This window comes from Pseudobutyrivibrio ruminis (assembly GCF_015057245.1).
GTDB lineage: Bacteria > Bacillota > Clostridia > Lachnospirales > Lachnospiraceae > Pseudobutyrivibrio > Pseudobutyrivibrio ruminis_E.
The window spans coordinates 63620-89975 of record NZ_SVET01000007.1 but is presented as its reverse complement, the minus strand read 5'-3'; the positions used below and the strand labels follow the sequence as shown (position 1 = coordinate 89975).

Genomic DNA, 26356 nt, shown 5'->3' with positions numbered 1-26356 from the left:
CCAGAAAAAACTATTTATTTTTTACTAATACGTCCGTCCTTATCAATCTTTGCTGATGATGACAAGGTATTCAGACCATCTATGATATTGCTGTAAGCCATATCTTCTGAACCAAGCAGGCTTGTAACTCCTGCATTAAAACTACATGGAATAAAGTATGAATCTATGCTTCCATCCTGTTTTATATGAATCTGTGCTAATCCTGTATCGTATGATGATGGCATATTGCTGGTTGTTGAGAACCAGTAGTTGCCCAAGCTGTAGTAGATAGGCACATCATCCATATACTCGATTGTCTGAAGGCAATGGGTATGCCCTCCTATTATAACATCCGCACCTGCTTCAACAAATGCTCTAGCAAGTGCTACCTGATCACCGCCATAATTGGCAGTGCCTTCTGTACCCCAATGAGGAAAAACAATAACATAATCTGCATTTGCTTTCGCCTCTGAAATAGTCTCACAAAAGGCCTCCGGGTGTAGGCATTTCATAACACCTGGCGTAACGCCTGTGGCTTCCTTTGTATAATTAAGAGTTCTTTCTATTTGAGTAGCTGCCACAATGGCTATCTTTCTGCCACCAACAATAAAGTATATTGGCTTTTTGGCTTCCTCAAGATTTACTCCTGCCCCTACAAAAGGGATGCCTTGTAAATTTAGGGTATTTAATGTATCTAAAAATCCAATTTCATCATAGTCATAGACATGATTGTTGGCTACACTAACTGCGTCAACTCCAAGCTCTTCCAGTAAAGCAACTCGACTTGGATCTGCTTTAAATGTATATGCCTTTCCAGCAAGAGGAGCCCCTCTGTTTGTATAGGCAAATTCATTATTTATAAGAAGAATATCTGCATCTCGCATTTCTTCTAGCAAGTCTGCTGAAAAGCAATCTTCTATTCCATTGATTTGGCTGTCCATATATTCTGTTGTGGCTATTCCTTCTGCAAACGACAAATCTCCTGTAAAATCAAGAACTATGTCTCCATAGATTGGCTTGTCAATTACGTATGTTTTGTCATAGGAATAACTTTGCAAGCCTGTATCCATGCAGTACTCGTACCAAAGCACATGAATACTCTTGCCAGTAAGTTGATACCAAATTTCTGGCGTTTGGAAATTTGCATAACTAGCAATTTCCTCAATTACGTCTTCGCCATATTCAGATGTAATCATCGCAAGAAAAGACTCGTCTATAGGATGACCTCCTATAAACTCGATTGTACTATTATTTAATATGGTGTCCCACGCGTCCGTTAAATCCGCAATCTCAATGATTTCCGGCTCATTAGCTTCTAGATTTACGGTATCAACCTCAATTGTTTTGTGTCCGCATCCTGTTAGTAAAGAGATAACAACCGTAACTATCGCTATGCAAAAGTTACATTTCTTCATTAATCTGTGCCTTTACTCGGACAACAGCCTCCATAGCGCCTTCATAACCCGAATCAGCCGCCATTTCATAATACGACAAAGCTGTTTCCAAATTCCTCTCAACCCCGTACCCGTTTTCATAAAGAAAACCTAAATTAACCTGAGCAATTGCATAACCTTGCAACGCTGCAAGCTTTTGGTAATAAACTGCCGATGCAAAATCTACATCTACACCAAATCCATTGTAATACATGTAACCAATCTGGTTAAGAGCTGGTGCGTAGTCTGCATCTGCTGCGATAAGATAATACTCCATCGCTTTTTCATAATCTCTATCAACATCTAAGCCATTTTCATATATCTGGCCTAGGTAATAGCTAGCCTTAGCATAGCCGTTGTCAGAAGCAGCTGTGAAATACTCAATAGCCTTTTCTGTATCTGCCTCTACTCCATTGCCTTTTATGTAAAGAAGACCAACGGCTGTATTAGCAAGATTGATAGCATACTGATCTGCTAAATCTGTACTGTCAGATTTGGTAACTCTTGAATAGTAATCAAAAGCCTTTTTGTAATCCTGTGCAATGCCAATACCATGCTCATATGCATACCCAAGATAATATGTACCATCGATATCTCCAGCAATCTGAGCCTTGTATATGTAATCGTAAGCTTCTTCAGCTTTTTCTTCGTCTTCTGTGGATATTTCTATTTCTTCTGATTCTTCTGCGTCAGTGATATCGATATCCTCATCAGATTCATCAGCGAAAAATGCTTCTGGTAATGAAGCCATTATAACTCTAGCTTTGCCAACGTAAGCATTATCTGAGCCACCCTCAATGGCAGCATCAAAAAGCTCATCTGCTTTTTCTAAATTCTGCTCAACACCTGTGCCTGTTAAATAGAAATAGCCAAGTGCACATGTACCGTCAACATTTCCTGAATCAGATGCCATTTGATACCAAGAAATCGCCTCTGAAAAATCCTGTTTAACATCCTCTGTGCCGTACTCTAGCATACGACCAAGCATAACCTGTGCGTCAGTGTCGTCCTCATATGCAAGAACTTCAAGCTCACTATATGAAAGGACTGTATAATCCTCAACTTCCACGTCGTCAAATGCGACCTGTTCAGTAGTATCTACTGTATCCTCTACTTCCTCTTCCTCTTTCTTGCCGCAGGCAATAAGTGAAAGTGAGCAAAGACCCAACATAAAGTATAAACGAAATTTTCGTTTCATAAATTCCTCCAAGGACAAAACGTCCATCAGCGCAAATTATATCATAAAATGAACTTATTTAAAACAAAAATAGCGCACCAGAAACTGGTGCGCATGTAAAACTTTAGGAGTTTTTACTACTTATAATTGACAATTTCAACAAAGTCTTTCCTAAAACCCAATTTTATTAAGCATTAACGATTTTACCGAAATCTGGCTTAAGTGAAGCTCCACCGATAAGACCGCCATCAATGTTTGGCTTGCTAAGAAGCTCAGCAGCGTTAGAAGCATTCATAGATCCGCCGTACTGAATACGAACAGCCTCAGCTGTTGCTCCATCATAAAGCTTAGCAATAAGCTCACGGATGAATCCGCAAACTTCTTCAGCCTGATCAGCTGTAGCTGTCTCACCTGTACCGATAGCCCAGATTGGCTCGTAAGCGATAACAAGGTTCTTTACCTGGTCAGCTGTTACGCCTGAAAGATCCCATGTGATCTGACGCTCGATCCACTCCTTGTATGTGCCAGCCTTACGAAGTGCAAGAGACTCGCCACAGCAAAGGATTGGTGTAAGACCAGCAGCGAATGCCTTCTTAACCTTTGCATTGATGAGAATATCGTTCTCACCAAAGATGTCACGTCTCTCAGAGTGACCCATGATAACGTACTTAACACCAGCATCTACAAGCATAGGAGCTGAAATCTCGCCTGTGAAAGCACCCTTATCCTCGATGTAGAAGTTCTCAGCACCAACGTTTACGTTTGTGCCCTTTACAGCCTCTACTACAGGAACGATATCGATTGCAGGTACGCAGTATACTACGTCTACATCATCGTTCTTTACTAAATCCTTAAGCTCAGCAACAAGCTTTACAGCCTCAGAAGGTGTCATGTTCATCTTCCAGTTGCCGGCAATAATTCTTCTTCTTGCCATAATAGTTCTCCTCTCGCCATATTATCATCAATTTATCAAATACTCTCTCCGACACGCTTGCGCTCTTATTCGCTCGTTGCCCTACATAAGATGCCACTTCGTGCCATCTAAGTAGGGACGGCTCATCAAGGTCTTTTGAGAGTATTTGTTAAATTTCCGGCTTATGGCTACTTAAAAATATTAAATAATAAAAATATATTGCCTTTACGATTAAATTCGGATTCTTTCAAAAATTTCAAGGCAACAGATACGAAGCTGTAGTAAACCTACTGCGAGCTATCTGTTAACGCAGAAATTTTTAGGAAGAAGACGAATTTTATTTGTCATCTGCTGCGTAAACGCCTGGCAACTCCTTACCCTCAAGGAACTCAAGTGAAGCACCACCACCTGTAGAGATGTGGCTCATCTTGTCAGCGAATCCCATCTGGTTAACAGCTGCTGCTGAATCACCACCACCGATGATTGTTGTAGCATCTGTCTCAGCAAGTGCCTGAGCAACTGCCTTTGTACCTACAGCAAGTGCTGGGTTCTCAAAAAGACCCATTGGTCCGTTCCAAAGAACTGTCTTAGCTGTCTTAACCTTGTTAGCGAAAAGCTCAACTGTCTTAGGTCCGATATCGCAGCCCTCTCTGTCAGCTGGCATATTCTCTGTATCGTATGTAATGCACTCTACTGGAGCATCGATTGGATCTGGGAACTCCTTGATTGTAACAGCATCAAGTGGAAGAAGGATTTCCTTACCCATGCTCTTTGCCTTCTCAAGCATTTCCTTACAGTAATCAAGCTTTGTATCGTCGCAAAGTGATGTACCGATTTCGTAACCAAGAGCCTTCTGGAATGTGTAAGACATACCACCACCGATGATAAGTGTGTCGCACTTCTCAAGAAGGTTGTTGATAACGTTAAGCTTATCAGCTACCTTTGCACCACCAAGAATTGCTACGAATGGACGTACAGGATTCTCAACAGCGTTGCCAAGGAAGTCGATTTCCTTCTGCATAAGGTATCCAACTACGTTTGAACCACCCTTAGCTGTGATGAACTTTGTAACACCAGCTACAGAAGCGTGAGCTCTGTGTGATGAACCGAAAGCATCGCATACATAATCATCTGCAAGATCAGCAAGTTCCTTAGAGAATGCCTCACCGTTCTTTGTCTCTTCCTCGCCACGGAAACGAGTATTCTGAAGAAGAACTACATCTCCTTCCTTCATAGCCTCAACTGCCTTTGTAGCAGCTTCGCCTGTTACGTTGTAATCAGAAACGAATGTTACTTCCTTGCCAAGCTTCTCTGAAAGGCGCTTTGCAACTGGAGCAAGTGACTCGCCCTCATTAGGACCATTCTTTACCTTTCCAAGGTGTGAGCAAAGAATAACCTTTCCACCATCAGCAATAAGCTTTTTGATTGTAGGAAGAGCTGCCTTGATACGTGTGTCGTCTGTGATTTCACCAGCCTTAAGAGGTACGTTGAAATCGCAACGAACAAGTACACGACGACCCTTAACATTAATGTCATCTACTGTCTTCTTATTTAATGCCATAATTTTATCCTCCATATAATCCCAAGTCCGCTAGTTACGGTCACAAGCCTTAGTGTTTCTTCCTTCGACTAAAACGTCTCACTCAGAAACCTAAGAGCTTGTTTCCTACTAGCTCACTTAGATATCTAAAATAAAAAGGGCCGCGGTCCAATAGGACCGGACCCTTTAAAAGTCGTATTTCGTAAAAAACGAATTATGCTAACTCTGAGAAGTACTTAATTGTACGAACCATCTGAGATGTGTAGCTGTTCTCGTTATCATACCAAGAAACAACCTGTACTTCGTACTGATCATCAGAAATCTTAGAAACCATTGTCTGTGTAGCATCGAAGAGAGAACCAAATCTCATACCTACGATATCTGAAGAAACGATTTCATCCTCGTTGTAACCGAATGACTCGTTAGCTGCTGCCTTCATAGCTGCGTTGATACCCTCAACTGTAACGTCCTTCTTGTTTACAACTGCTGTAAGGATTGTTGTAGAACCTGTTGGTGTAGGAACACGCTGAGCAGATCCGATAAGCTTTCCGTTAAGCTCTGGGATAACAAGACCGATAGCCTTTGCTGCACCTGTTGAGTTAGGAACGATGTTAACTGCTGCTGCACGTGAACGACGAAGATCACCCTTTCTCTGTGGGCCATCAAGTGTCATCTGATCACCTGTGTAAGCGTGGATTGTTACCATGATACCAGACTGGATTGGAGCGTACTTGTTAAGTGCGTCAGCCATAGGTGCTAAGCAGTTTGTTGTACATGAAGCTGCTGAAATGATTGTATCAGAAGCCTTAAGTGTCTCATGGTTTGTATTGTAAACGATTGTAGGAAGATCGTTTCCTGCTGGTGCAGAGATAACAACCTTTCTAGCACCTGCATTGATATGAGCCTGTGCCTTTTCCTTTGATGTGTAGAATCCTGAGCACTCAAGAACTACGTCAACCTTAAGGTCACCCCATGGGCAATTGTTTGCGTCTGGGAATGCATAAATCTTGATTTCCTTACCGCAAACGATGATTGAATCATCTGTGTAAGAAACCTCAGCTGCATGCTCATACTTTCCCTGTGATGAATCATACTTTAAAAGATGTGCTAACATCTTTGGGCTAGTTAAGTCGTTGATTGCTACTACTTCGTAACCTTCTGCGCCGAACATCTGACGGAATGCAAGACGTCCGATACGGCCAAAACCGTTGATTGCTACTCTTACTGCCATTTTTAAATCCTCCTAAAGATTCTTTTAAAATTTTCTTTGAAGCTCTCAAAGAGCCCCGTATGCACTTTATTTTATACAACATCAATCTATAATTCAACCCCAAATTGAAATATTGTTAAAATTTTCTCAATGTGCTTATATTATTTGTATTTTCAAACAATATTTCTTGCACCCGCCAATATCATCATTTAATATTTAGTTACTTATAAGAAGGAGGCCATAGTAATGTTTTGGGACAATCACATGCACTGCAATTTTTCTGGAGATTCCGATGCTTCTCCTATTGATATGATAAACGCCGCAAAGGCAAAAGGACTACTTGGTATCACATTTACGGATCACCTTGATATTGACTATCCAAAACAGTTTGGATTCTTCGATTTAGATTTAGAAAACTACTACCCTACATTGCATCAACTTGCTAAGCAGGAATCAACTGATGACTTCACCGTATTAAATGGACTGGAAGTTGGCATTCAGCCTCACGTAGTCGATAAATGCAATGAAGCTGTTAATGCTCATCCATATGACTTCATAATAGGAAGCACTCACCTTGTTGATAAATGGGACCCATACTTCGACAGCTTCTGGGATCGTGATACAGAAAGCGCATTGCTCACCAGATATTACGAATCCATTCTGGAAAACATTACCGCATTTACGAATTTCGATACTGTAGGACATTTGGACTACGCATTTAGATATGCACGTAACCAGGAGACAAAGCACAACACACATCAACCATATTCAGAAATCATTGATGCAATCCTTCAGCAAATTATAAAGCTTGATAAGGCATTAGAGGTAAACACTGCTGCCTTCAGAAAAGGAATGGGCGCTCCTAATCCTGCGCCATCTATTATTAAAAGGTACAAGGAATTAGGCGGTAAAATGATTACACTTGGTGCCGACGCACATACTCCTGAGGATGTTGCTGCAGATTTTGATAAGCTACCTGACTTATTAAATGATTGCGGTTTTCATGAGTATTATGTATTTAAAAATAGAAAGCCTGAAGCTTATCCATTGAGATAGGCTTCAGGCTTTTTCTTAATCGTTATCTAATTTTAAAAGAGAATTAACAAGTTCCTCGCAGATTTCCAGCTCTGACTTGCCATCAGTTTCAATTATGATATCAGCTGCAGCAACATATTTCTCTCTTCTTTTAAGCATCAACTCTTCTATAAATTCAACACTCTTATTATTTTCGATAAGAGGTCTATCGTGGCTATCCTTCACTCTCTCAAGGATTGTCTCTGGCTTTGCAGTCAAAAGAACAACGCGTCCGTTTTTCTTCATCTCCTGGACGTTTACATCACGCATTGGTGTACCACCACCACACGAAATAACCACATTGCGTTTTGATTGCATTTCCTTAAGAAGATTTGTCTCCGCGTTTCTAAAGTGCTCTTCTCCATACACTTCAAAAATATCAGAAATAGACATGCCCTCTCTATCAGAAATAACCTGATCCATCTCTACTACTTCCATAGCAAAGCATGTGCTCAAATAATCAGAGATTGTAGTTTTACCTGCTCCCATAAATCCAATCAGGACAATATTGTAATTAAACAAGTGTCTAGCCTGGATACGCTTGGCATTTTTAACTATCGAACTATAAATGTCCTTTACTTCCTTGCCGTGACGTTTCCCTTCCAAGCTTTTGTCTAACCAGCGATCTCTTTTTTCATCCTGTTCTGGCTGTAAAATCTGTAAACCATTCTCTTCTTTGTATGCCATAATTTCCTCAACAATGGCATTTCTCATAAGCAGTGCATTAAGAATAATTTCGTCGTTCTGAGCAAGATGCTCTCTTAACATTTTGAGCTGTTCCATGTCTTATTCCCCTTTGATACTTTATTTTGAATAGTATCATACTAAAAAATCAGACAGAAAGAAACCACTTTTTCCTTCTGTCTGATAAATAAATTTTAGATTAAATTAATAAGGAAGTTAAATCTTAAAGAAAATCATGTCTCTCAAGAACCTTGATAATATCACGACCTTCTTCTGTTCCTTCGATAATACGACGAGCACGCTTAGAATCACCAATATTGTAAATCTCAACATTTGTATCCTCAAATGCAGTATTTAACTCATCGATGATAGGTGTGTTAGAACGCATACCAAGGCAAATGAAGCCTAAATCAAAGTCGATATTCTCAATTTCGCCCTCTGGATTCTTAACAATAAACTTATCGTTGCATACTTCCTGAAGTGCAGTGTTTGTCATCTGACGAACATTGTACTTAGCCATCTTTGCTGCTGTATCGCACTTTGTGATTGGATCAAGTCCGTTACCAATGATAGGTAACATCTCGATGATAGTAACTTCAGCACCTCTTTCTGTGAAGTACTCCATAACATCAAGACCTACGGCACCACCACCAACAACAGCGACCTTCTTACCAGACATATCCTCTGGATAAGAGTCAAGACGCTCGATCATCTTGATAACTGTAGCTACATTTGAATCATCCTTATCAACAAGGTCTAATAATCCCTTGATAGGTGGTAATGTAGGGTTTGAACCTGTGGCATTTACGATGATATCTGGGTTCAAGCTCTTAATCTGATCAACTGTAGTGTTGTTGTTCTTAAATATAAAGAGATTTCTTAATTTGCTAGCACGGTTAATCATGTACTTAGGGAAATCAGCAAGTCTCTTCTTATCAGGAATCTTTGAAATCTGAACAGAAAGACCACCAAGCTCTGCCTTCTTCTCAAGAAGGAATGTTGTACATCCAACCTCTGCAGCTGTACAAGCAGCTTCAAGACCTGCTGTACCACCACCGATTACTACAACGTTGCAAGGCTTATTAACCTTTCTCTTGTAGTATTCATCATTAGCGTTAACAGCTGGGTTAACTGTACAACGAATTGGAAGGTTGAGACCAATTCTGTGGCCTGCGCAACCTACGTTACATGAAATACACTTGCGAAGCTCATCCTCACGGTTGAACTCTACCTTATTTACCCAATTAGGATCTGCAATAAGACCACGGCCCATACCGATGATATCAGCATCTCCTCTTTCTAGAATTTCCTCAGCGACCTTAGGATCACGAATATTTCCCATTGTTACACATGGCTTGCCATATTTTTCTTTAACAGCCTTTGCCATGTATGAACGCCATCCGTCTGGAAGATAGTTTGCGTCAATCTGGAACTGAATAGAACTATTAAGACCAGCAGAAACGTCAAATACGTCTACTTCTTCCTGGAAGTACTGTAAATACTCGATAGTGTCCTCTAGTGTGTTACCTCCCTCGACAAACTCATCAGCACTAATACGGACAAAAATTGGGAAGAATGGTCCTACCTGCTTTCTTACCTCTTCTACAACAAGCTTTGTAAATCTAGCACGATTTTCTGGTGATCCACCAAACTCATCTGTACGCTTATTAGTAGTAGGTGAAAGGAACTGGCTCAAAAGATATGAGTGACCAGCATGAATTTCAACACAGTCAAAACCGGCTGTCTGTGCACGCTTTGCTGCCTCACCATACTTCTTTACAATATTGTAGATTTCTTCTTTCTCAAGTGGACGTGGAATCTCCCCGCCTGCCTTTGAAGGAATATCTGATGCAGAAACTGGCTGCTCTCCTGTACGAGCAGAAACAGCTGATGCACCAGCGTGGTTAATCTGAATACCTACACAAGCGCCATGCTTATGCATTCTCTCTGTAAAGTAATATAAACGTGGAATGAAATTATCATGATCAATTCGAAGCTGGGTTGTACCATTAGAACCCTGTGGTGAAAAGACACTAGCATTTTCAACCATTAATAATCCTGTGCCACCCTTTGCTCTCTGCTCATAGTAATCAATATGAACAAATGTCATCTCGCCATTCTGATCACCGTAGTTAGTTCCCATTGGTGTCATCATGATACGATTCTTAAGTGTCATACGACGAATTGTAAGTGGTTCAAAAATGTGTGGATACTTATTTCTCATTATAGAATGCTCCTATTTACAAACAAAAATTTACGTGATAAGAGCTGTCAAGATGAAAAGCGGGCATGCTTTCCTTTTTTATAAGAAAAGTATAATCCCGCTTTAACATTAAAATCCAATTCATTTTTTGTAAATAATTAGTGCATCGAATGTACCAATATGAAGTCAATCATACGTTTTACGGCAGGCATCTGGTATCTTCCCTTCATATACGCCATATAAACAGTGTGTGAAAGACTATATTCAGTGGAAAGCTTCTTTATTATAACGTCATTTCTATGAATACTATCTACGTCTGCAACTAAAGCTATACCAAAGTTGGCTGCTACAAGAGCCGCGATACCATTTTCATCTGGTGATTCGCAAATAAAGTTAGGCTCAACCTTATTCTGCAAAAAGAAGTCCCTGGTCAAACGACCTAAGCCTGATTTGCGTGTGTATCCCAAAACAGGGTATTTTTCAAAAATTGATGCATCTAAGGTATCGTTTTCTTCCAATGGATGTCCCTTAGGAATAATAACCACCAGTTCCTGTTGTAATATAGGAATAAACTTAATATTTGGCTCATCCTTCACAAAGGAACCAAATATAATATCGTAGTTACCTGACTTTAAACCTTCTATATTTTTAGAGGTAATATCCTGATGGAAGTTAAATGTTACTTCTTTATTTTTATCTTCTAATAGGAACGCTCTACAAACATTTGGAATAAAAGAACCAGCAAGTGGAGCAACATATGCTAAATCAATATGCCCTCCTGAACCTGTCAATTGATGCATTTTTCGATCAGCCAAATTGATTTCATTTAGAATTCTATCAACGTGCTCGTAAAAAATATCTCCTGTTTTGGTCAAAACTACATTTCGTCCAGTTCTTTCAAATAAGACTACTCCTAGCTCTGATTCAAGGGCATTTATTGAGCGGCTAAGGGATGGTTCTGATATATGAAGCTTTTCCGCAGCCTGATTGAAATGCTGTAATCTAGCTGCCTCATAAAAATACATCATTTGATTTAGAGTCATAGTTCTCCTCTCTCTGTTTTGCACAATATAATTGTTGTATTTTCATTACTTATTATCAATTTTACCACAATTGATAGCTAAAAGCTATTAATAATATGCAATAGAAGTATTGGAATTATACATTAATACACATTAAAATATATGTATAAAGACTGTTAAGATTTTAACAAAGGGCATGCAAAATCTTAAAGAATTTATGGAGGAATTAAAATTATGGCAGAAAGAATTACAGGACACACAGAGCTTATCGGACTTATGGCTTATCCAATCAGACACTCAAGCTCACCAGCTATGCACAATGAAGCATTTGCATATCTTGGTCTCGACTATGCTTACCTTGCATTTGAGGTAGATAATAGCACACTCGAGGATGCTGTAAAAGGTATCAGAGCTCTTAAGCTTGTAGGCTCAAACGTTTCTATGCCTAACAAAACTGTAGTAGGTAAGTATCTTGATAAGTTATCTCCTGCTGCTGAGCTTTGCGGAGCTGTAAACACAATCGTAAATGAAAACGGTGTTCTTACAGGTCACATTACAGACGGTATCGGTTACATGCAGTCACTTAAGGACTACGATATCGATGTTATCGGAAAGAAAATGACAATCGTTGGTTGTGGTGGTGCTGGTACTGCTATCCAGATTCAGGCAGCACTTGATGGCGTTAAAGAAATGTCTATCTTCAACGTAAAGGATGCTTTCTGGGAGAACGCTCAGGAAACAGTTAACAAGATCAACGAAAGAACAAACTGCAAGGCTACACTTTATGACTTAGCAGACCTTGACGCTCTTAGAAGAGAAATCGCTGATTCTTACCTTCTTGCAAACGCAACAGGTATGGGTATGAAGCCACTTGAGGGCCAGACATGGTTACCAGATACTTCATATCTTCGTCCAGACCTTATCGTAACAGATACAGTTTACGCACCAGCTAAGACAAAGTTCCTTGAGATGGCTGAGGAAGTTGGATGTAAGAGAATGAACGGTTTTGGAATGATGTTATTCCAGGGTGCTGCAGCATTCAAGCTTTGGACAGGCAAAGAAATGCCAATCGAACACATGAAAGAAGTACTTGGAATTAAGTACGAGTAAATTTAAGGAGAAAAATATGAACAAGAAATATTTTCCAGCAGCTTTAATTCTTTATTTGAATTACTTTATTCACGGAGTTGGTTGCTCAATCTTAGGACAATCTGTAATTAAGGAAGCTCTTGCTACTAGCTGGGGCGTTGAGGTAATGTCAATCACTGCTATTTCAGCAGCACTTGGTCTTGGTAGACTTATTGCTCTTCCATTCGCTGGCCCTCTTTCAGATAAGTTAGGCCGTCGTATTTCAGTTATGATTGGTGGCGCTTCATATGCTATCTACCTCATTGGTCTTGCTATGGCATTCAACGCTGGCGTTAACGGCGGTTATCAAATTGCTTACATTTGCGCTATCGTTGGTGGTATTGCAAACTCATTCCTTGATACTGGTATTTACCCAGCTGTTGCAGAGATTATCAGCGATGCTCCTGGTGTAGCTACAATGGGAATTAAGTTCTTTATCGCTATTTCACAGATGTTACTTCCATTCTTCCTTGGAATGACAGTTGCTAGAAACGCAGCAGGTCTTGTTTCTTACAACAGACTCTTCTATGTTTGCGGTATTGCTTACATCGTATTACTTGTACTTATCCTTATCCTTCCACTTCCAGATTCAGATGCAGCTGCAGCTGAAAAGAAGGAAGGTCTTATCGATAGCTTAAAGCACACTCACTTCTCTATCGAGTCAGTTGCTATGATTCTTATCGGTTTCACATGTACAGGTACATTCCAGTTATGGCTTAACTGTGCACAGAACTTCGCAAAGACAAATGTTGGTTGGGAAGATCCTTCAATCATGCAGACATACTATTCAATGGGTACAATCCTTGCTCTTATCGTTACTGCTCTTCTTACACGTAAGATTAAGGACGTTCGTTTCATCGTTGCATACCCAGTTATCTGCCTTGTAACATTGATTTTAGTTCTTTCAGCTCCTTCAGTTGGATTATGTAAGGTTGCAGCATTCGTTATCGGTTGGGCTGGTGCCGGCGGACTTCTTCAGATTGCTACATCAGTTTGTAACATGCTCTTCCCTAAGATTAAGGGTACAGTTACAGCACTTGTAATGATTGCTTCATCACTTTGCAACTACACTATTCTTACAGCTGCTTCACAGATGACACCATCAGGCGTTATGGTTATGAACATTGTTCTTACAGCTGTTGGCGTATTACTTGGATTATTTGTAAATCTTAGATACACTAAGATGGTAGAGGCAAATTCATAAAACAGAGGAAAAAAATATGAATACAGTAAAAGTTAGAAATGTTGTTATTGGCGAAGGTGTACCAAAGATTTGCGTGCCTATCGTTGGAAAAACAAAAGAAGACATCCTCGCAGCAGCTGCTTCATTCAACGGCGTTGCACATGATGTAGTTGAATGGCGTGTTGACTGGTTTGATGATGTATTTGATTTTTCAAAGGTTGAGGATGTTCTTAAGGATTTAAGACCTGCTCTTGGCGACACACCTCTCCTCTTCACTTTCAGAACAAGCAATGAAGGTGGAGAAAAATCTATCGAGAAAGATGCTTACGCTACACTCAATAAGAATGCAGCTGCAACTGGTATGGTAGATTTAGTTGATGTAGAAGTTTTCACAGGTGATGATATTGTTAAGGATATCGTTGCTAGCGCTCATGCAAACGGCGTAAAGGTTGTAGCTTCTAATCATGACTTTGACAAGACTCCTGACAAGGACGATATCGTTTCTCGTCTTCGTAAAATGCAGGAGCTTGGCGCAGATATTCCAAAGATTGCTGTTATGCCTACTTGCAAAAAGGATGTAGTTACTCTCCTTGCTGCAACAGAAGAAATGGCAAGCAATTATGCAGATCGTCCAATTATCACAATGTCTATGGCAGGCACAGGACTTGTTAGCCGTCTTTGTGGCGAAGCATTCGGCTCTGCTCTCACATTCGGTGCTGTTGGAAAAGCTTCTGCACCAGGCCAGATGAACGCATCAGACCTTTCTACAATACTTAATCTTATACATGGTTCAATGTAATTATTAAGTCTTATAAGGGCGGTTTGTGCTCAGCACAAATTGCCCTTAAATTTTAAGAATTTAGTGTAAATATTCTGAATTATTTTAACTTTACTTTGCTAAAGTATTTCATAATGTTTATACTTATATCATACAAACTAGCCAAAGGGGTACCATTATATGACTGGAATCAAACGTATTTTTTTCTTTGTAGATGAATACCTTGAAGAATTCATCATGGTCGTTCTTCTTATCGCAATGAGTGTCATTATGGGCATTCAGATTTTCTGCCGCTACATTTTAGGGGCTTCTCTCTCATGGTCAGAAGAAATCACTAGATATCTTTTTATCTGGTCAGCATTTTTCAGTGTTAGCTTATGCACCAAAAAATGTATTTCCATCAAAATCGACCAGTTCATTCGAAATCTCAAACCAAGAAAAAAAGCATCTGTAAAAGTATTAAATCTTACAGTAGAATTCATTTTCTTTGTGTATTTAATTCCTTTTGCCTACAGATACCTTATGGCTACTATCGAAAGCGGTCAGGTTTCTCCTGCCTGCGGAATCCCTATGTATTACGTACAGTCAGCACCACTTGTGTGCTTCACACTGTGTGCTATCCGTATCTTAGAAAGATGGTTTTTAGAGTGGCATAATGTCATCCACCAGGAGGAGCTCAAAGATTGGCCATCCCACTTAGCAGAGCTTGAAAGACGTGCTAATATCAAAAATTCTATGAGCAATCTCCTTTCACAGGAAAACTTTAATAAAGAAATACTCGAACAGGATAATACTAGCAACAAGGAAGGAGGAAATTAAGCATGAGCGCAATTACTGTACTTATTCTTTTTGTTATTTGCTTAATTATAGCCATTCCTGTATCAATTTCCCTTGGTATAGTTGCTGTACTTCCAGGAGCCTTTGATCCTTCATTTACTGCAAGTGCAAGCTATGTAATCCGTTCCATGGTTGGCGGTATCGATAGCTTTCCTCTTCTTGCAGTTCCAATGTTTGTTTTATCTGGAATCATTATGGCTCACGGTCAGATTTCTAAAAAGTTATTTGACGTGTTCTCATATTTTATTGGTAAGAAAACTGCAGGCGTTCCATGCGCCGTTATCATCACATGCCTATTTTATGGCGCAATTTCTGGTTCTGCTCCTGCAACAGTTGCAGCCGTAGGTTCCATGACCATCCCTCTTCTACTGAATATGGGATATGATAAAAAGTTTTCTACAGCGATTGTTGCTGTAGCCGGTGGTCTCGGTGTTATCATTCCACCTAGTATTCCTTTTATTATGTATGCAATGGCCTCCGGTGAATCAGTAGGTAATCTATTTATCGCCGGCATCATTCCTGGCATTCTTATAAGTATACTTTTAATGCTTTATGCTTATATTCACTGCAAATGCTGTGGTGAAGACAAAGAAAAAATTAACGCCGAAATAGATGCACTTCACTCAAAAGGATTTGGAAAAATATTCAAGGATAGCTTCTTTGCAATACTTAGCCCAATTATCGTTCTTGGATGTATCTATGCAGGCATAGCTTCTCCTACAGAGGCTGCAGTTATCTCCGTATTTTACGCATTGGTTATTAGCTTATTTGTTTATAAAACAATTCGCATTTCCGATATTTGGAACATTTTTGTGGAAGCAATGAAAACTTACGCACCTATTCTTTTCATTCTTGCTGCCTCAACAGCATTCTCACGTGTGCTTACATTAATGCAGGTGCCACAGCTTGTCAGTGGATATATTCTGGATAATTTTACCAACAAGATTATCCTTTTACTTGTAATCAATCTGTTCCTTCTTATTGTTGGAATGGTTATGGATACAACTCCTGCTATCCTTATTTTATCTCCTATCCTGCTTCCTATTGTGCAGGCAGTAGGCATGGATGGCGTTCACTTCGGTATTATGATGGTTGTTAACCTTGCAATCGGATTTGTTACACCTCCAATTGGTGTAAATCTTTTCGTTGCAAGCTCCCTTACAGATGTGCCTGTTATGGATATTGCTAAGAAGGCAATACCTATGATTTTAATGTTCTTAGTTGCTTTGTTACTTATCACATTCATTCCAGCCATCAGCTTAGTACTTTTATAAACCGTATCAGGAGAAACAATATGAGATTTAAACAACTACTAGCTTTATCAACATCATTAATGATTGTTTTGTCATTTACATCTTGTGGAACATCCACAGCTGTATCTGAGACTCAGACTTATGCCTGGCCCCTTGGAACATCCAGCCCAGAGGATACTGTAACTCAGATATATGCCGAAAAATTCGCCGAAGAAGTATACGAGCTTAGCGATGGACAGATGGTTATCCAGGTTTATCCTAACAGCGTTTTAGGTGGCGATAGAGAGTTGCTGGAATCCTGCAAAGATGGCGATATCCCTTTTATCGTACAAAATACAGCTCCTCAGGTTACATTCCTTCCTGATGTTGCTATATTCGATATGCCATGTCTTTTCAGCACAATCGATGATGTCCGTGAAAAGGTAGATAATCCTGAATTTATGGATAAAATATCAGAAGTTTATGTAGAAGGCGGTTATCAATTACTTGGATACGCTGATCAGGGCTTCAGAGTCATGACCACAAACACGCCTGTATATTCTCTCTCAGACTTCAAGGGACAGAAAATCAGAACAATGGAAAACTCATATCACCTGGCATTTTGGAAGAGCCTTTCAGCCTCTCCTACTCCAATGACTTTCTCCGAGGTTTACATTGGATTACAGCAAGGCACAATCGATGCTCAGGAAAACCCATATGAGGTTATTGTTTCAAACAGATTATATGAGCAGCAGGATTATGTTGTTGAAACCAATCACCTGCCTCATTTAATCTCCCTTGTAGCCAGTGATGAGTTTATGAATACACTAACACCTGAACAGCAGGAAATAATAAATCAGGCAGCTACAATTGCCACAGAGTATGCCCGTCAGCAATCTGATGACCGTATTGCATCAAGAATCGCTACTATCGAAGAAAGTGGTACAGAAATCATTCCTCTTTCCGATGATATAAGAGAACAGATTCGTGAAGCAGCCACTCCTGTTTATGACAGCATAAAAGAAAATGTAGACCCCGAACTATACGAGATCTACACCAAAGGAATCTTATAAATCCAATATGTTACGACTACAAGCCTGAAGTTACTCCGTTCAAAGATATTTCACTTGAGTAACCTCAGAGCTTGATGTCTACATATTGGATTATTTTATTAACTCTTTTGCTTTTGACTTTATTCTAGTAAGTGTATTATCTACGGACTTCTCCGCCTTTCCCAATTTTGCAGCTATTTCTCTATAGTCATAATCCTGCATATATAACTCAAAGACTTGCTTTTCCATAGGAGACAAGGCTTTTTTCAGTCTGTCTATAAGGTCAAAATTCTCCTCTGCTTCGATAACAATCTCGGCAGGATCATCGGTTGTGAAGGCCGGTTCTTCTCTCTCTGCACCGTCCTCGTCATACAATGAAACATATGCATTTAACGGAGAATGTTTTTTTCTGTTACTAGCCTCGATTGCCTTAATCATCTGGCGATCAATACACATCTGTGCAAAATGAAAGAATGTAACATCCGAGGAAATATTATAATCACCGATAGCGCTAAAAAGACCTATCATTCCCTCTTGTATTAAATCCTCATTTTCGCCACCAACCAAAAAGTACTTCTTGGAATTCTTTAAAACAAGGGGCTTATACTTTTCACATATAAAATTCAGGATGGCCTGATCGCCATCCCGATATTTTATAATTAACTCTTCATCTGTTAACTTACTGTATTCTTTGTCTAACGATTTCATAAGCTAAAACTCCACAAGCAACTGATGCATTAAGTGAATCTATATCACCAAACATAGGAATTGATGCTATCATGTCGCAGTTCTTTTTAACTAAATCAGAAACACCATGTCCTTCATTTCCAATTACAAGACCGATTGAACCTGTAAGGTTAAGGTCGTACATTGTTGTGCCACCCATATCGGCACATACAAACCACATGCCCTGTTCTTTCAGCTCTTCCATTGTCTTGCTAATGTTTGTAACCTTAGCAACTGGTGTGTAGTTGATAGCACCTGCTGAAGCCTTTGCAACTGTAGCAGTAAGACCAACTGCTCTGTGCTTTGGAATAACTACGCCGTGAGCTCCAACCTGGTTTGCAGTACGAATGATTGCTCCAAGGTTGTGAGGATCCTCGATATTATCAAGAATGATAAGGAATGGTGCCTCACCCTTAGCCTTTGCGCGCTCCATGATTTCATCAAGCTCAACATAGTCATAGCTTGCTGCGTATGCCAAAACTCCCTGATGCTTGCCTGTCTCTGAAAGCTGATCTAAACGCTCTTTCTTAACAAAGCTGATAACTGTGTCCTTGCTTTTCTTTGCTTCTCTAAGTATTGTCTGGATTGGGCCATCCTTGCAGCCCTCCAAAACAAATAACTTATCTATAGTTTTTCCACTTCTGAAGGCCTCCAGCACTGCATTACGGCCTTCTACAATTCTACTTTCTTCCATTTCTAAAAACTTACTCTTTCTAATAACTATAATTATAGAATTTCCAACTCCACAGCTTCGATACCGCGAGACACTAATTCGCATATACGGTCCATGTCTCCCGTGAGGTAAAGGTATCCAAGCACCGCTTCAAAACCTGTTGCCTCAAGGTAATCCATTGTGGATGCATTCTTTGCCTTTGTGTGAGGCTTGGAATTACGGCCACGGCGATACCAATCAGCCTCTGCATCTGTAAGCTGGTCCATAAGGGCCAATACCATAGCAGCCTGGGTCTGAGCCTTGACTACCTGACTTGCCCTCTGGTGAAGCTTATTAACAGGGGTATTGCCCTTATTTACAAGGATAGAACGGATGACAATATCAAACACTGCATCACCAATATACGCAAGGGTAAGCGGTGAATATGTACGAATATCCTTTTGTTCTATGCCAAATTGTTCATTAAAATAGCTGTTTAAATCAACTGCCATACTACTCCCTCACGAGTATCTTTAATCTCTACACCTTTTTCTAAAAGCTCTGCTCTGATTGCATCTGCTGTAGCAAAATCCTTTGCCTTTTTAGCTTCTGCACGACGAGCAATTGCGTCATTGATGAATGCTTCTAAATCTGCATCAACAGATGAAGCTCCATCCGCTAAAGCCTTTGCATGTCCAATCAAATCAAGTGATAATACTTTGTCAAAGCTTTCTACAAGAGCAAGCTTTGTTACATCGTTTGTATCTGCCTTAAGAACGTCATAAAGGACTGTAATAGCCATTGATGTATTTAAGTCGTTTGACACTGCCTCAAGGAACTTTGCCTCGTACTCAGCCTTAACAGCCTCATCAACTGCTCCATCATTCTTGAGTTCTGAAACACGCTTAACAAGCTTGTTATAAGCCTGTACTGTGTTGTCCAGATTTTCCCAAGAGAAAACAAGTGGCTTACGATAGTGTGACTGTAAGCAGAATAATCTGTATACAAGTGGGTCATATCCCTTTTCCTGAAGAACAGAAACTGTAAGGATTGCGCCCTTTGACTTTGACATCTTACCTGACTGGTCGTTAAGGTGATTGCTGTGGAACCAGTAATTGCACCACTTGTGACCAAGATATGCCTCTGACTGAGCAATTTCGTTTGTATGATGTGGGAAGATGTTGTCAACACCACCGCAGTGGATATCGATGTATTCTCCAAGGTGCTTCATTGAGATGCATGAGCACTCAATGTGCCATCCTGGGTAACCAACGCCCCATGGGCTTTCCCACTTAAGGGCCTGATCCTCAAACTTTGATTTTGTAAACCAAAGAACGAAATCAGTCTTGTTTTTCTTATTAACATCCTCTTCTACGTCGTCACGAACACCAACCTCAAGTGCTTCCTTTTCAACTGATGAAGAGAATACGTAATAATCCTGAAGCTTGCTAGTGTCGAAGTAAACATTTCCACCAGCTACATATGCATAGCCCTTTTCAAGAAGGACCTCTACCATATGGATGAACTCTGGAATGCAGTTTGTAGCAGGCTCAACAACATCTGGACGCTTGTTTCCAACTGCATCGAAATCTTTGAAGAAAGCATCTGTGTAGAACTTTGCAATCTCCATAACCGTCTTGTGCTCACGCTTTGCGCCAGCTACCATCTTATCCTCACCTGTATCTGCATCAGATGAAAGATGTCCAACATCAGTGATGTTCATAACACGGCGAACATCATATCCTGCATACTCTAATGACTTAATAAGAGCATCCTGCATGATGTATGTACGGATATTTCCGATATGTGCGAAATGATAAACTGTAGGGCCGCATGTGTACATGCTAACCTTGCCCTCTTCGTTTGGTTTAAACTCCTCAACCTGTCTATTTAAAGTATTATAAAATGTAAATTTTCCTGCCATTACTATTCTCCTCTTTTGCATCCTGCGCATCCTTCGCAGCTACGTCCTGTGTCCATTACTACATTGCTTCCATCATAGAATTCGTAGAGTAAACAGACTGCCTGAGCGCTGATGCCTTCTTCTCGACCTGTAAAGCCTAAATGTTCTTCTGTGGTAGCTTTGATATTAACCTGAGATACATCAATGCCAAGACACCTGGCTACATTTTCTTCCATCTGCTCGATGAAAGGACGAAGCTTTGGTGCTTGAGCGATAACTGTAGCATCCACATTTCCTACTACATAGCCTTCATCCATAACAAGCTCACGAACCTCTTCCAAAAGCTTCATGGAATCTGCCCCCTTATATTTAGGATCAGTATCTGGGAAATGTGCCCCTATATCCTTAAGACCTGCTGCTCCAAGAACTGCATCTGATATTGCATGTAAAAGTACATCTGCATCGGAGTGACCTAAAAGCCCAAGTGTATGCTCTATTTTAACACCACCTATGATTAAATCACGGCCCTCCACAAGCCTATGTACATCATAACCTGTACCTATTCTCATGTTGCCTCCTAATAATATAAAGAAATCTGCACTAGTGGCAGAGTATCACCTATCAAACTACTGTATTATAACAAAAAAAGAGGACTATTAATAGTCCTCTTCCATTAATTCCTATTTAGCTCTGGTCTGTCTTCTTATCCTTTTTCTTGAAAGAAAAACTCTTTCCCTTCTTTTTTCTAACAAAGAATATAATACATAAAATAATTGCAATAAGAATGAGATAAGGCAATAGATAGATAATAGCTATCACAAAAGCCTGAATAAACGCTACAAATCCTGAGAATGAGCTACTAAACGCCTCCACAAAACGATTCCATGCAGTATCTGCTTTTACTTCGCTATATGTAGATACTTCCGTAATATCAATAGAAACTGTACTGTAATCTATCTGGTCATCATAAGCTTTCTTTTGAGCTGTGTAACTTTCAATCTGATACTGAACATCATTGATACGGTCTTCTATAGCCAGCAAATCCTCAAGGTTATCAGCCTGCTCTTCAAGCTCCTGCAAACGCTCCAGCTTTGTATTTAAGCTTTTTAGTCGAGCCTGCACATCCACATAGCTTGATGTGATATCATCCACGCTTTCGCTTTTAGATGCAAGTGACCCTACTTCTCCTACACTGTTCATAAAAGCTTCATATTTGTCTGATGGAATACGGGCTGTAAAACTAGCACTGCGACTTCCATATTCCTCATTACCATATGATGAAGTACTTTCGAAATAACCACCATTAGCGCTCACAAGCTCCTTAATAGCATCCACATCTTCGTCAAACTTTTTTGACTCTAAATTGATGTAGGATGTATATATCAGCTTGCGACTGGTATCATATTCGCTTAAATCTACTTCACTGCCGCCATCATTGCTGTAGTCGGACTCATAATCCTGTTCTTCATAGTCAGCGTAGTCCCCACTTCCAATGCTGTCCTCTGATGCAGATTCAGATAATCCCAAGCTATCATATCCAGACGACTTTGATTCAGTGGTTGCTGCAAACTCAGCTGTGCTGCCTTCCGAGGCGTTGCCACAGGCAGTAGCAAATAGCATCAAACCTACAACTAATAGCGTTAATACTCTTCTTCTCATAGTCCCCCTCCTAAATTTAATTATTCAAAAACAAATCCATGTTGTTCTTCATTGCTCCATGAAGCAACATTAGAATCATCATATGATAACTCTCCAAGTGTAAAACCTGATTCAGTTACTTCCTTTACATAAAGTGTTGTGTCCATATGTCCTTTGGCCTCTATACCATTTGAAACCTCATACAAATCTATGCTAATTCCATCGTTTGCGATTAAGACGAAGTTGCCTTCTTCGTTATGAATAAAATAGCCTGTGATCCAGCTTCCGTTGCCTGTCTCCTCTTTTAATCCATCATCCCCTACTCGTAAAATATAGTAATTAGTATCAGTCTCTTCATCCCAAGTGTTAACTACGCTGATGTTTTCAAGCTCACCATCACCATCAAAATCAACACTGCTATTGAATCCCGCTTCAGAAAGCTTGATTGCATATGACATATCCTCAAGTGGAGTGTATCTGTCGGCAATTTCATCATACTCAGAATAAGGAACAGTAAAGGAAATCATACCAGCTGCATATGGAGCAATATCATACTGCTGGAAAATAAATGTAATTCCTAATGTATCCAAATAAAACTCTGGTTGATTTCCATTTGAAAACAATTCCTCAATTACTTCTTTATAGTTGATTACATCATCATCAAAAAGATTTGCTTTTGCCTCATCTGACGATGTATCTATTGTATTTAATATGTATTCCTTTGATGTTTCTCTGATAGAATCAGCATCTCCCAAATCATCTAATGTAATTTGCTCGCCTGTTCCTACATCAAAGCTAACCCCAGTGAAGGAGCCACCGCCATGTGCTCCGCCAAGGTATACGTAATCGTTAAGTACAAAGCTAAGAACCTTATTATCAAGTCGCTTTAAATCTATTGTTATATTATCAGAATACTTCATTTCGTATCCTTCGTCACCCATTTCTTCATTCTGCTGTTTAGCTTCTTCGTTCCAGTCTTCAATGCCTACATTAAAGTTATCAATCACACCAGAAAAATAATCATCAATGGCTGACTTTAGTTCTGGATGACTGTCATCTGTAATCTCAAGACACTGTACCTGGCCTTCGAAATAATCATAGCCCTCAGCCTCGACAGATGTATATGCGATTTCTGGTGCTGAAGCACTGGAATACTCTTTTTCTGTATTCTCTTCCTCCTGTGTCTGTTCTGTAACCTCTATTGTATCTGTATCCTGTGAATCTGTATCTTTTGCACAAGCCAACATAGATGTGACTGTAACCGCACAGATTGCAAGAATAGCTATTCTCTTTTTCATTTGTCTTTCCTCCATATTACTTAAAACAATATAACTAAGTTTAAGTTCAGTATACACATTCTCTGTATTATATCAAGTAGTACAGTAAAGATTTAAGAATTCTTTACATTTGCTTTAGAAATACAAAAAATAGGATTCCCCAAGAACCCTTGGGGAATCCCATCTTGAAAGGAGGATTTATTGTAATAAAAGAAATAGTAAACTATTTAACTACCAGCCTCTTTGCGCCTTCTGCAGCAAGTGGACTACGAACAGTTTCACTTTCTTCGAAAGTGATTTGAGCACATAATGTTGAGCCCTTCATTCTTTCTGCCGCAAATGTAAGACCATTGTTTTTTCTATCCAGCTTTGGAGAATCAATCTGATCAGGGTCGCCAAGAAGAACTACCTTTGAGCCCTTACCAGCTCTTGTGATGATTTCCAAAATCTGGCCAATTGTACAGTTTTGAGCTTCGTCCACAATAATATATGAATTAACAAGCGAACGACCTCTCATGTATGCCAATGAACAAATTTCAAGGATACCTGTTTCAAACATGTCCTCAATTTGAATCTTAATCTGCTCTTTCTCCTCGTTTTGTCCCTTCAAAAGAACCTGCAGGTTATCCATAAATGGAGCAATTAAAGGAGTCATTTTTTCTTCCAAATCACCAGGAAGGAAACCTAAGTCATTATCAGAAAGGGTGTTACTTCTGGTAATCATGATACGGTCATAGCCGTTGTGATAATAACCCTGAAGTCCTGCCGCCAGTGAAAGGAATGTCTTAGCCGTACCTGCACTACCCTTTAAAATAACAAGTGGCAGTACATCTGGACTTGCTAGTAGCGCATACAATGCAAATCGCTGACCTACGTTTCTCGGCTGACAATAAGGTGTATAAAAATCTCTATCCTTTAATAGGTGCCATCCATCTGTCTTAAATGTATAAAGAGCAGAATTGCTTCCATCCTTGCAAATTCCAAATTCATTTTCTATAAAGCCCTTATTAAAAGGACTTTCGATATCTTCTGGAGTGATATCCCTTCTACCTGTGTAATTCTCATTATCAAGAATCATTTCGTTGTGATAGCCCTGTACAACGCAGCCACACATTGTAGCATTAATTCTCATGGATATATCATTTGTAACCAGAATAGTTTCAAGCTCAGATTGCTTTGCAATTCCCAGTACACAGTTGATTATTCTATTATCAGGCCTATCAAGAGAAAACTCAGCTGGAATCAGCTTTTCAAATTCAGATTCTTTGGCGATGATAAAAGTACCGCCATTTGGCATCGTAACCCCCTTTGCATAATCGCCTTCAACAGATTCGATGTTTCGAATGCTCTCTCTGGCGCCATAGCCCACTTCCGCAAAAGCAGTTTTCTTTGAATCAAGCTCTTGCAACGTTGTTGTAGTGATGAGAACATTGTTGTCATCAAAACCAAAAAGTGCTGTAGGGCAGTGAATCAAGATGTTTGTGTCTAGTACGTAGTTTTTCTTCATAGGGTCACGCTCCTTTATTAATTTGTATAATCTAATTTTATACCAATTAAGCACTAAGTTCTACAACATTTTGTGCTAAAGTATGTAAACTTTGTGAAAATAGACACCACATCTAGAACTGTCCCAAACAAGAAAGAGTTTTGCTTTGCAAAACTCCAGCAGTGCGAGCCGGCAATTGCTTTAAGCAATTATCTTCCTATGCCGGCGAGACACATCTTACAAGCGCAGCTTGTTTTTTACTTTATAGGAATTACAAAGTAATTTCCTATAAAGTAAAAAAACTGGCACTCGAAAGCACCAGTTTTATCATTACATATTGAATAATTCTACCTCTGACATAAATGGAATTGACTGCGCAGCTCCCTGTTTTTGAACTGCAAGAGCAGCTGCCTTAGATGCATTCACAAGCACATCTCTCATAGGCTGTTTTTTAAGAATTCCAGCAATTAAATATCCTGTAAATGTATCGCCTGCCGCTGTAGTATCCACTGTGTCCACATCAAAGGCTGCTTGATACAATTCCTCATCTCCGTGGTGGAAAATAGAACCGCCCTTCCCAAGGGTCAGAACGATTTTTGCATTAGCAAAGCTTGCTTCCATTGCAGAAACTATTGTGGTAGGTGTTGTCTGACCTGTCAGCTGCTGGCCCTCTGTCTCGTTCAAAACAAATATGGAAACCTTGCCCAAATCGCATTCATCTATTATTTCATTCATAGGTGATGGATTTAAAACAATGGTCATTCCTTTCGCAAAGGCCTGATCAATTATATATGGGAGCTCATTTACCTCATTTTGAAGAAGAAGTATGTCCCCTGTTTCAAAGTTCTTTAGAACTTCATCCACGTATTCTTTTGTGTTCTTTTGATTTGCACCGCCAAATAAAACTATGCTGTTTTGGCCCGCATCATCCACCTGAATGATGGTGTGGCCACATCTGCCGGTTACAGTTTTGATATAGTCTGTTTTGATGCCGCATTCCTGGCATGCGTCATAAAAATCCAGACCTTCCTCTCCTACCAAACCTGCATGGTAAACAGGCACTCCTGCTCTGGCTAACGCCACAGATTGGTTGAAGCCCTTTCCTCCTAAATGCATCTGCACATCGTTAGAAGAAATAGTCTCTCCTTCCCTGACAATGTGTGGAACCTGATAGGTATAATCTAAATTAAGTGAGCCGAAATTTAATACCTTCATAAGCACCCCCGTAG

The 26356-nt window shown here is 39.8% G+C and carries 24 protein-coding genes; 7 read left to right on the top strand and 17 right to left on the bottom strand.

Features of this window, described 5'->3' with window-relative positions; all coding sequences use genetic code 11:
- Positions 1-14: 14 nt before the first annotated feature.
- The 5 genes from E7274_RS07915 to gap all read right to left on the bottom strand — a co-directional run bounded on the left by E7274_RS07915 (position 15) and on the right by gap (position 6273).
- Positions 15-1394 carry a CapA family protein gene (locus E7274_RS07915; RefSeq protein WP_304175072.1) on the bottom strand — a complete coding sequence of 460 codons (1380 nt, stop codon included), beginning with the start codon at positions 1392-1394 and terminating at the stop codon, positions 15-17.
- Positions 1381-2610: an SEL1-like repeat protein gene (locus E7274_RS07910; protein WP_304175070.1), complete on the bottom strand. Its 1230-nt coding sequence runs from the start codon at positions 2608-2610 to the stop codon at positions 1381-1383. The genes E7274_RS07915 and E7274_RS07910 overlap by 14 nt, the downstream gene beginning before the upstream one ends.
- 166 nt (positions 2611-2776) lie before the next feature.
- Positions 2777-3523: a triose-phosphate isomerase gene (tpiA, locus tag E7274_RS07905; RefSeq protein ID WP_028242618.1), complete on the bottom strand. Its 747-nt coding sequence runs from the start codon at positions 3521-3523 to the stop codon at positions 2777-2779.
- 316 nt (positions 3524-3839) lie between these two features.
- Positions 3840-5063, bottom strand: coding sequence for a phosphoglycerate kinase (locus E7274_RS07900; RefSeq protein ID WP_304175068.1), 1224 nt, complete (start codon positions 5061-5063; stop codon positions 3840-3842).
- A 193-nt stretch (positions 5064-5256) separates the two neighbouring features.
- Complete coding sequence (gap, locus tag E7274_RS07895) at positions 5257-6273, bottom strand: type I glyceraldehyde-3-phosphate dehydrogenase (protein ID WP_294295179.1); 1017 nt, start codon at positions 6271-6273, stop codon at positions 5257-5259.
- Between the two features lie 225 nt (positions 6274-6498).
- Between gap and E7274_RS07890 the strand changes: the two genes are divergently transcribed.
- Positions 6499-7308 carry a histidinol-phosphatase HisJ family protein gene (locus E7274_RS07890; RefSeq protein ID WP_304175066.1) on the top strand — a complete coding sequence of 270 codons (810 nt, stop codon included), beginning with the start codon at positions 6499-6501 and terminating at the stop codon, positions 7306-7308.
- A gap of 15 nt (positions 7309-7323) precedes the next feature.
- Here the strand turns inward: E7274_RS07890 and E7274_RS07885 are convergent, their stop codons facing one another.
- From E7274_RS07885 to E7274_RS07875, 3 genes are all read right to left on the bottom strand, one after another.
- Positions 7324-8109: a shikimate kinase gene (locus E7274_RS07885; RefSeq protein ID WP_044933915.1), complete on the bottom strand. Its 786-nt coding sequence runs from the start codon at positions 8107-8109 to the stop codon at positions 7324-7326.
- Positions 8110-8233: 124 nt separating this feature from the next.
- Positions 8234-10234 (bottom strand): oxidoreductase, encoded by a 2001-nt coding sequence (locus E7274_RS07880; protein ID WP_304175065.1) that lies wholly within the window; start codon positions 10232-10234, stop codon positions 8234-8236.
- A 137-nt stretch (positions 10235-10371) separates the two neighbouring features.
- Positions 10372-11256, bottom strand: coding sequence for a LysR family transcriptional regulator (locus E7274_RS07875; RefSeq protein WP_304175063.1), 885 nt, complete (start codon positions 11254-11256; stop codon positions 10372-10374).
- Positions 11257-11469: 213 nt separating this feature from the next.
- Between E7274_RS07875 and E7274_RS07870 the strand changes: the two genes are divergently transcribed.
- From E7274_RS07870 to E7274_RS07845, 6 genes are all read left to right on the top strand, one after another.
- The gene (locus E7274_RS07870) at positions 11470-12345 is read left to right on the top strand and encodes a shikimate dehydrogenase (RefSeq protein WP_033153886.1); all 876 of its coding nucleotides are present in this window, start codon (positions 11470-11472) and stop codon (positions 12343-12345) included.
- A 16-nt stretch (positions 12346-12361) separates the two neighbouring features.
- The gene (locus tag E7274_RS07865; protein ID WP_304175061.1) at positions 12362-13567 is read left to right on the top strand and encodes an MFS transporter; all 1206 of its coding nucleotides are present in this window, start codon (positions 12362-12364) and stop codon (positions 13565-13567) included.
- Between the two features lie 16 nt (positions 13568-13583).
- Positions 13584-14345, top strand: coding sequence for a type I 3-dehydroquinate dehydratase (gene aroD, locus E7274_RS07860; RefSeq protein WP_304175059.1), 762 nt, complete (start codon positions 13584-13586; stop codon positions 14343-14345).
- A gap of 159 nt (positions 14346-14504) precedes the next feature.
- On the top strand, positions 14505-15143 hold the full coding sequence (locus tag E7274_RS07855; protein WP_330372011.1) for a TRAP transporter small permease: 639 nt from the start codon (positions 14505-14507) through the stop codon (positions 15141-15143).
- Between the two features lie 2 nt (positions 15144-15145).
- The gene (locus E7274_RS07850) at positions 15146-16435 is read left to right on the top strand and encodes a TRAP transporter large permease (RefSeq protein WP_304175057.1); all 1290 of its coding nucleotides are present in this window, start codon (positions 15146-15148) and stop codon (positions 16433-16435) included.
- 59 nt (positions 16436-16494) lie between these two features.
- The gene (locus E7274_RS07845) at positions 16495-17466 is read left to right on the top strand and encodes a TRAP transporter substrate-binding protein (RefSeq protein WP_081828696.1); all 972 of its coding nucleotides are present in this window, start codon (positions 16495-16497) and stop codon (positions 17464-17466) included.
- A gap of 90 nt (positions 17467-17556) precedes the next feature.
- Here E7274_RS07845 and E7274_RS07840 read toward each other — a convergent pair whose 3' ends face one another.
- The 9 genes from E7274_RS07840 to E7274_RS07800 all read right to left on the bottom strand — a co-directional run bounded on the left by E7274_RS07840 (position 17557) and on the right by E7274_RS07800 (position 26342).
- On the bottom strand, positions 17557-18153 hold the full coding sequence (locus E7274_RS07840; RefSeq protein WP_304175055.1) for a sigma-70 family RNA polymerase sigma factor: 597 nt from the start codon (positions 18151-18153) through the stop codon (positions 17557-17559).
- Complete coding sequence (gene rlmB / locus E7274_RS07835; protein WP_033153880.1) at positions 18125-18865, bottom strand: 23S rRNA (guanosine(2251)-2'-O)-methyltransferase RlmB; 741 nt, start codon at positions 18863-18865, stop codon at positions 18125-18127. Before rlmB ends, E7274_RS07840 begins: the two co-directional genes overlap by 29 nt.
- 32 nt (positions 18866-18897) lie before the next feature.
- Complete coding sequence (locus tag E7274_RS07830; protein WP_304175053.1) at positions 18898-19335, bottom strand: Mini-ribonuclease 3; 438 nt, start codon at positions 19333-19335, stop codon at positions 18898-18900.
- On the bottom strand, positions 19320-20747 hold the full coding sequence (gene cysS / locus E7274_RS07825) for a cysteine--tRNA ligase (protein ID WP_304175051.1): 1428 nt from the start codon (positions 20745-20747) through the stop codon (positions 19320-19322). The genes E7274_RS07830 and cysS overlap by 16 nt, the downstream gene beginning before the upstream one ends.
- 2 nt (positions 20748-20749) lie before the next feature.
- On the bottom strand, positions 20750-21295 hold the full coding sequence (gene ispF, locus E7274_RS07820) for a 2-C-methyl-D-erythritol 2,4-cyclodiphosphate synthase (RefSeq protein ID WP_304175049.1): 546 nt from the start codon (positions 21293-21295) through the stop codon (positions 20750-20752).
- A gap of 115 nt (positions 21296-21410) precedes the next feature.
- A complete protein-coding gene (locus E7274_RS07815; protein ID WP_304175047.1) occupies positions 21411-22385 on the bottom strand; it encodes a DUF4349 domain-containing protein in 975 nt (324 codons plus the stop codon).
- A 20-nt stretch (positions 22386-22405) separates the two neighbouring features.
- Positions 22406-23662, bottom strand: coding sequence for a DUF3298 and DUF4163 domain-containing protein (locus E7274_RS07810; RefSeq protein ID WP_304175045.1), 1257 nt, complete (start codon positions 23660-23662; stop codon positions 22406-22408).
- Between the two features lie 202 nt (positions 23663-23864).
- Positions 23865-25148 carry a PhoH family protein gene (locus E7274_RS07805; RefSeq protein WP_304175043.1) on the bottom strand — a complete coding sequence of 428 codons (1284 nt, stop codon included), beginning with the start codon at positions 25146-25148 and terminating at the stop codon, positions 23865-23867.
- A gap of 309 nt (positions 25149-25457) precedes the next feature.
- Positions 25458-26342, bottom strand: a complete 885-nt coding sequence (locus E7274_RS07800; protein WP_304175041.1) for a ribokinase — start codon at positions 26340-26342, stop codon at positions 25458-25460.
- Positions 26343-26356: the final 14 nt, after the last annotated feature.

What these genes read in the sequence shown, in the direction of transcription:
- tpiA (WP_028242618.1), bottom strand. Translation starts at nt 3,523, where the DNA reads ATGGCAAGAAGAAGAATTATTGCCGGCAACTGGAAGATGAACATGACA.
- E7274_RS07805 (WP_304175043.1), bottom strand. Translation starts at nt 25,148, where the DNA reads ATGAAGAAAAACTACGTACTAGACACAAACATCTTGATTCACTGCCCT.
- E7274_RS07870 (WP_033153886.1), top strand. Translation starts at nt 11,470, where the DNA reads ATGGCAGAAAGAATTACAGGACACACAGAGCTTATCGGACTTATGGCT.
- E7274_RS07810 (WP_304175045.1), bottom strand. Translation starts at nt 23,662, where the DNA reads ATGAAAAAGAGAATAGCTATTCTTGCAATCTGTGCGGTTACAGTCACA.
- E7274_RS07915 (WP_304175072.1), bottom strand. Translation starts at nt 1,394, where the DNA reads ATGAAGAAATGTAACTTTTGCATAGCGATAGTTACGGTTGTTATCTCT.
- E7274_RS07890 (WP_304175066.1), top strand. Translation starts at nt 6,499, where the DNA reads ATGTTTTGGGACAATCACATGCACTGCAATTTTTCTGGAGATTCCGAT.
- E7274_RS07885 (WP_044933915.1), bottom strand. Translation starts at nt 8,109, where the DNA reads ATGGAACAGCTCAAAATGTTAAGAGAGCATCTTGCTCAGAACGACGAA.
- E7274_RS07910 (WP_304175070.1), bottom strand. Translation starts at nt 2,610, where the DNA reads ATGAAACGAAAATTTCGTTTATACTTTATGTTGGGTCTTTGCTCACTT.
- aroD (WP_304175059.1), top strand. Translation starts at nt 13,584, where the DNA reads ATGAATACAGTAAAAGTTAGAAATGTTGTTATTGGCGAAGGTGTACCA.
- E7274_RS07800 (WP_304175041.1), bottom strand. Translation starts at nt 26,342, where the DNA reads ATGAAGGTATTAAATTTCGGCTCACTTAATTTAGATTATACCTATCAG.
- E7274_RS07865 (WP_304175061.1), top strand. Translation starts at nt 12,362, where the DNA reads ATGAACAAGAAATATTTTCCAGCAGCTTTAATTCTTTATTTGAATTAC.
- rlmB (WP_033153880.1), bottom strand. Translation starts at nt 18,865, where the DNA reads ATGGAAGAAAGTAGAATTGTAGAAGGCCGTAATGCAGTGCTGGAGGCC.
- E7274_RS07830 (WP_304175053.1), bottom strand. Translation starts at nt 19,335, where the DNA reads ATGGCAGTTGATTTAAACAGCTATTTTAATGAACAATTTGGCATAGAA.
- E7274_RS07840 (WP_304175055.1), bottom strand. Translation starts at nt 18,153, where the DNA reads ATGAAATCGTTAGACAAAGAATACAGTAAGTTAACAGATGAAGAGTTA.
- E7274_RS07845 (WP_081828696.1), top strand. Translation starts at nt 16,495, where the DNA reads ATGATTGTTTTGTCATTTACATCTTGTGGAACATCCACAGCTGTATCT.
- gap (WP_294295179.1), bottom strand. Translation starts at nt 6,273, where the DNA reads ATGGCAGTAAGAGTAGCAATCAACGGTTTTGGCCGTATCGGACGTCTT.
- E7274_RS07900 (WP_304175068.1), bottom strand. Translation starts at nt 5,063, where the DNA reads ATGGCATTAAATAAGAAGACAGTAGATGACATTAATGTTAAGGGTCGT.
- ispF (WP_304175049.1), bottom strand. Translation starts at nt 21,295, where the DNA reads ATGAGAATAGGTACAGGTTATGATGTACATAGGCTTGTGGAGGGCCGT.
- E7274_RS07855 (WP_330372011.1), top strand. Translation starts at nt 14,505, where the DNA reads ATGACTGGAATCAAACGTATTTTTTTCTTTGTAGATGAATACCTTGAA.
- E7274_RS07850 (WP_304175057.1), top strand. Translation starts at nt 15,146, where the DNA reads ATGAGCGCAATTACTGTACTTATTCTTTTTGTTATTTGCTTAATTATA.
- E7274_RS07875 (WP_304175063.1), bottom strand. Translation starts at nt 11,256, where the DNA reads ATGACTCTAAATCAAATGATGTATTTTTATGAGGCAGCTAGATTACAG.
- E7274_RS07880 (WP_304175065.1), bottom strand. Translation starts at nt 10,234, where the DNA reads ATGAGAAATAAGTATCCACACATTTTTGAACCACTTACAATTCGTCGT.
- E7274_RS07815 (WP_304175047.1), bottom strand. Translation starts at nt 22,385, where the DNA reads ATGAGAAGAAGAGTATTAACGCTATTAGTTGTAGGTTTGATGCTATTT.
- cysS (WP_304175051.1), bottom strand. Translation starts at nt 20,747, where the DNA reads ATGGCAGGAAAATTTACATTTTATAATACTTTAAATAGACAGGTTGAG.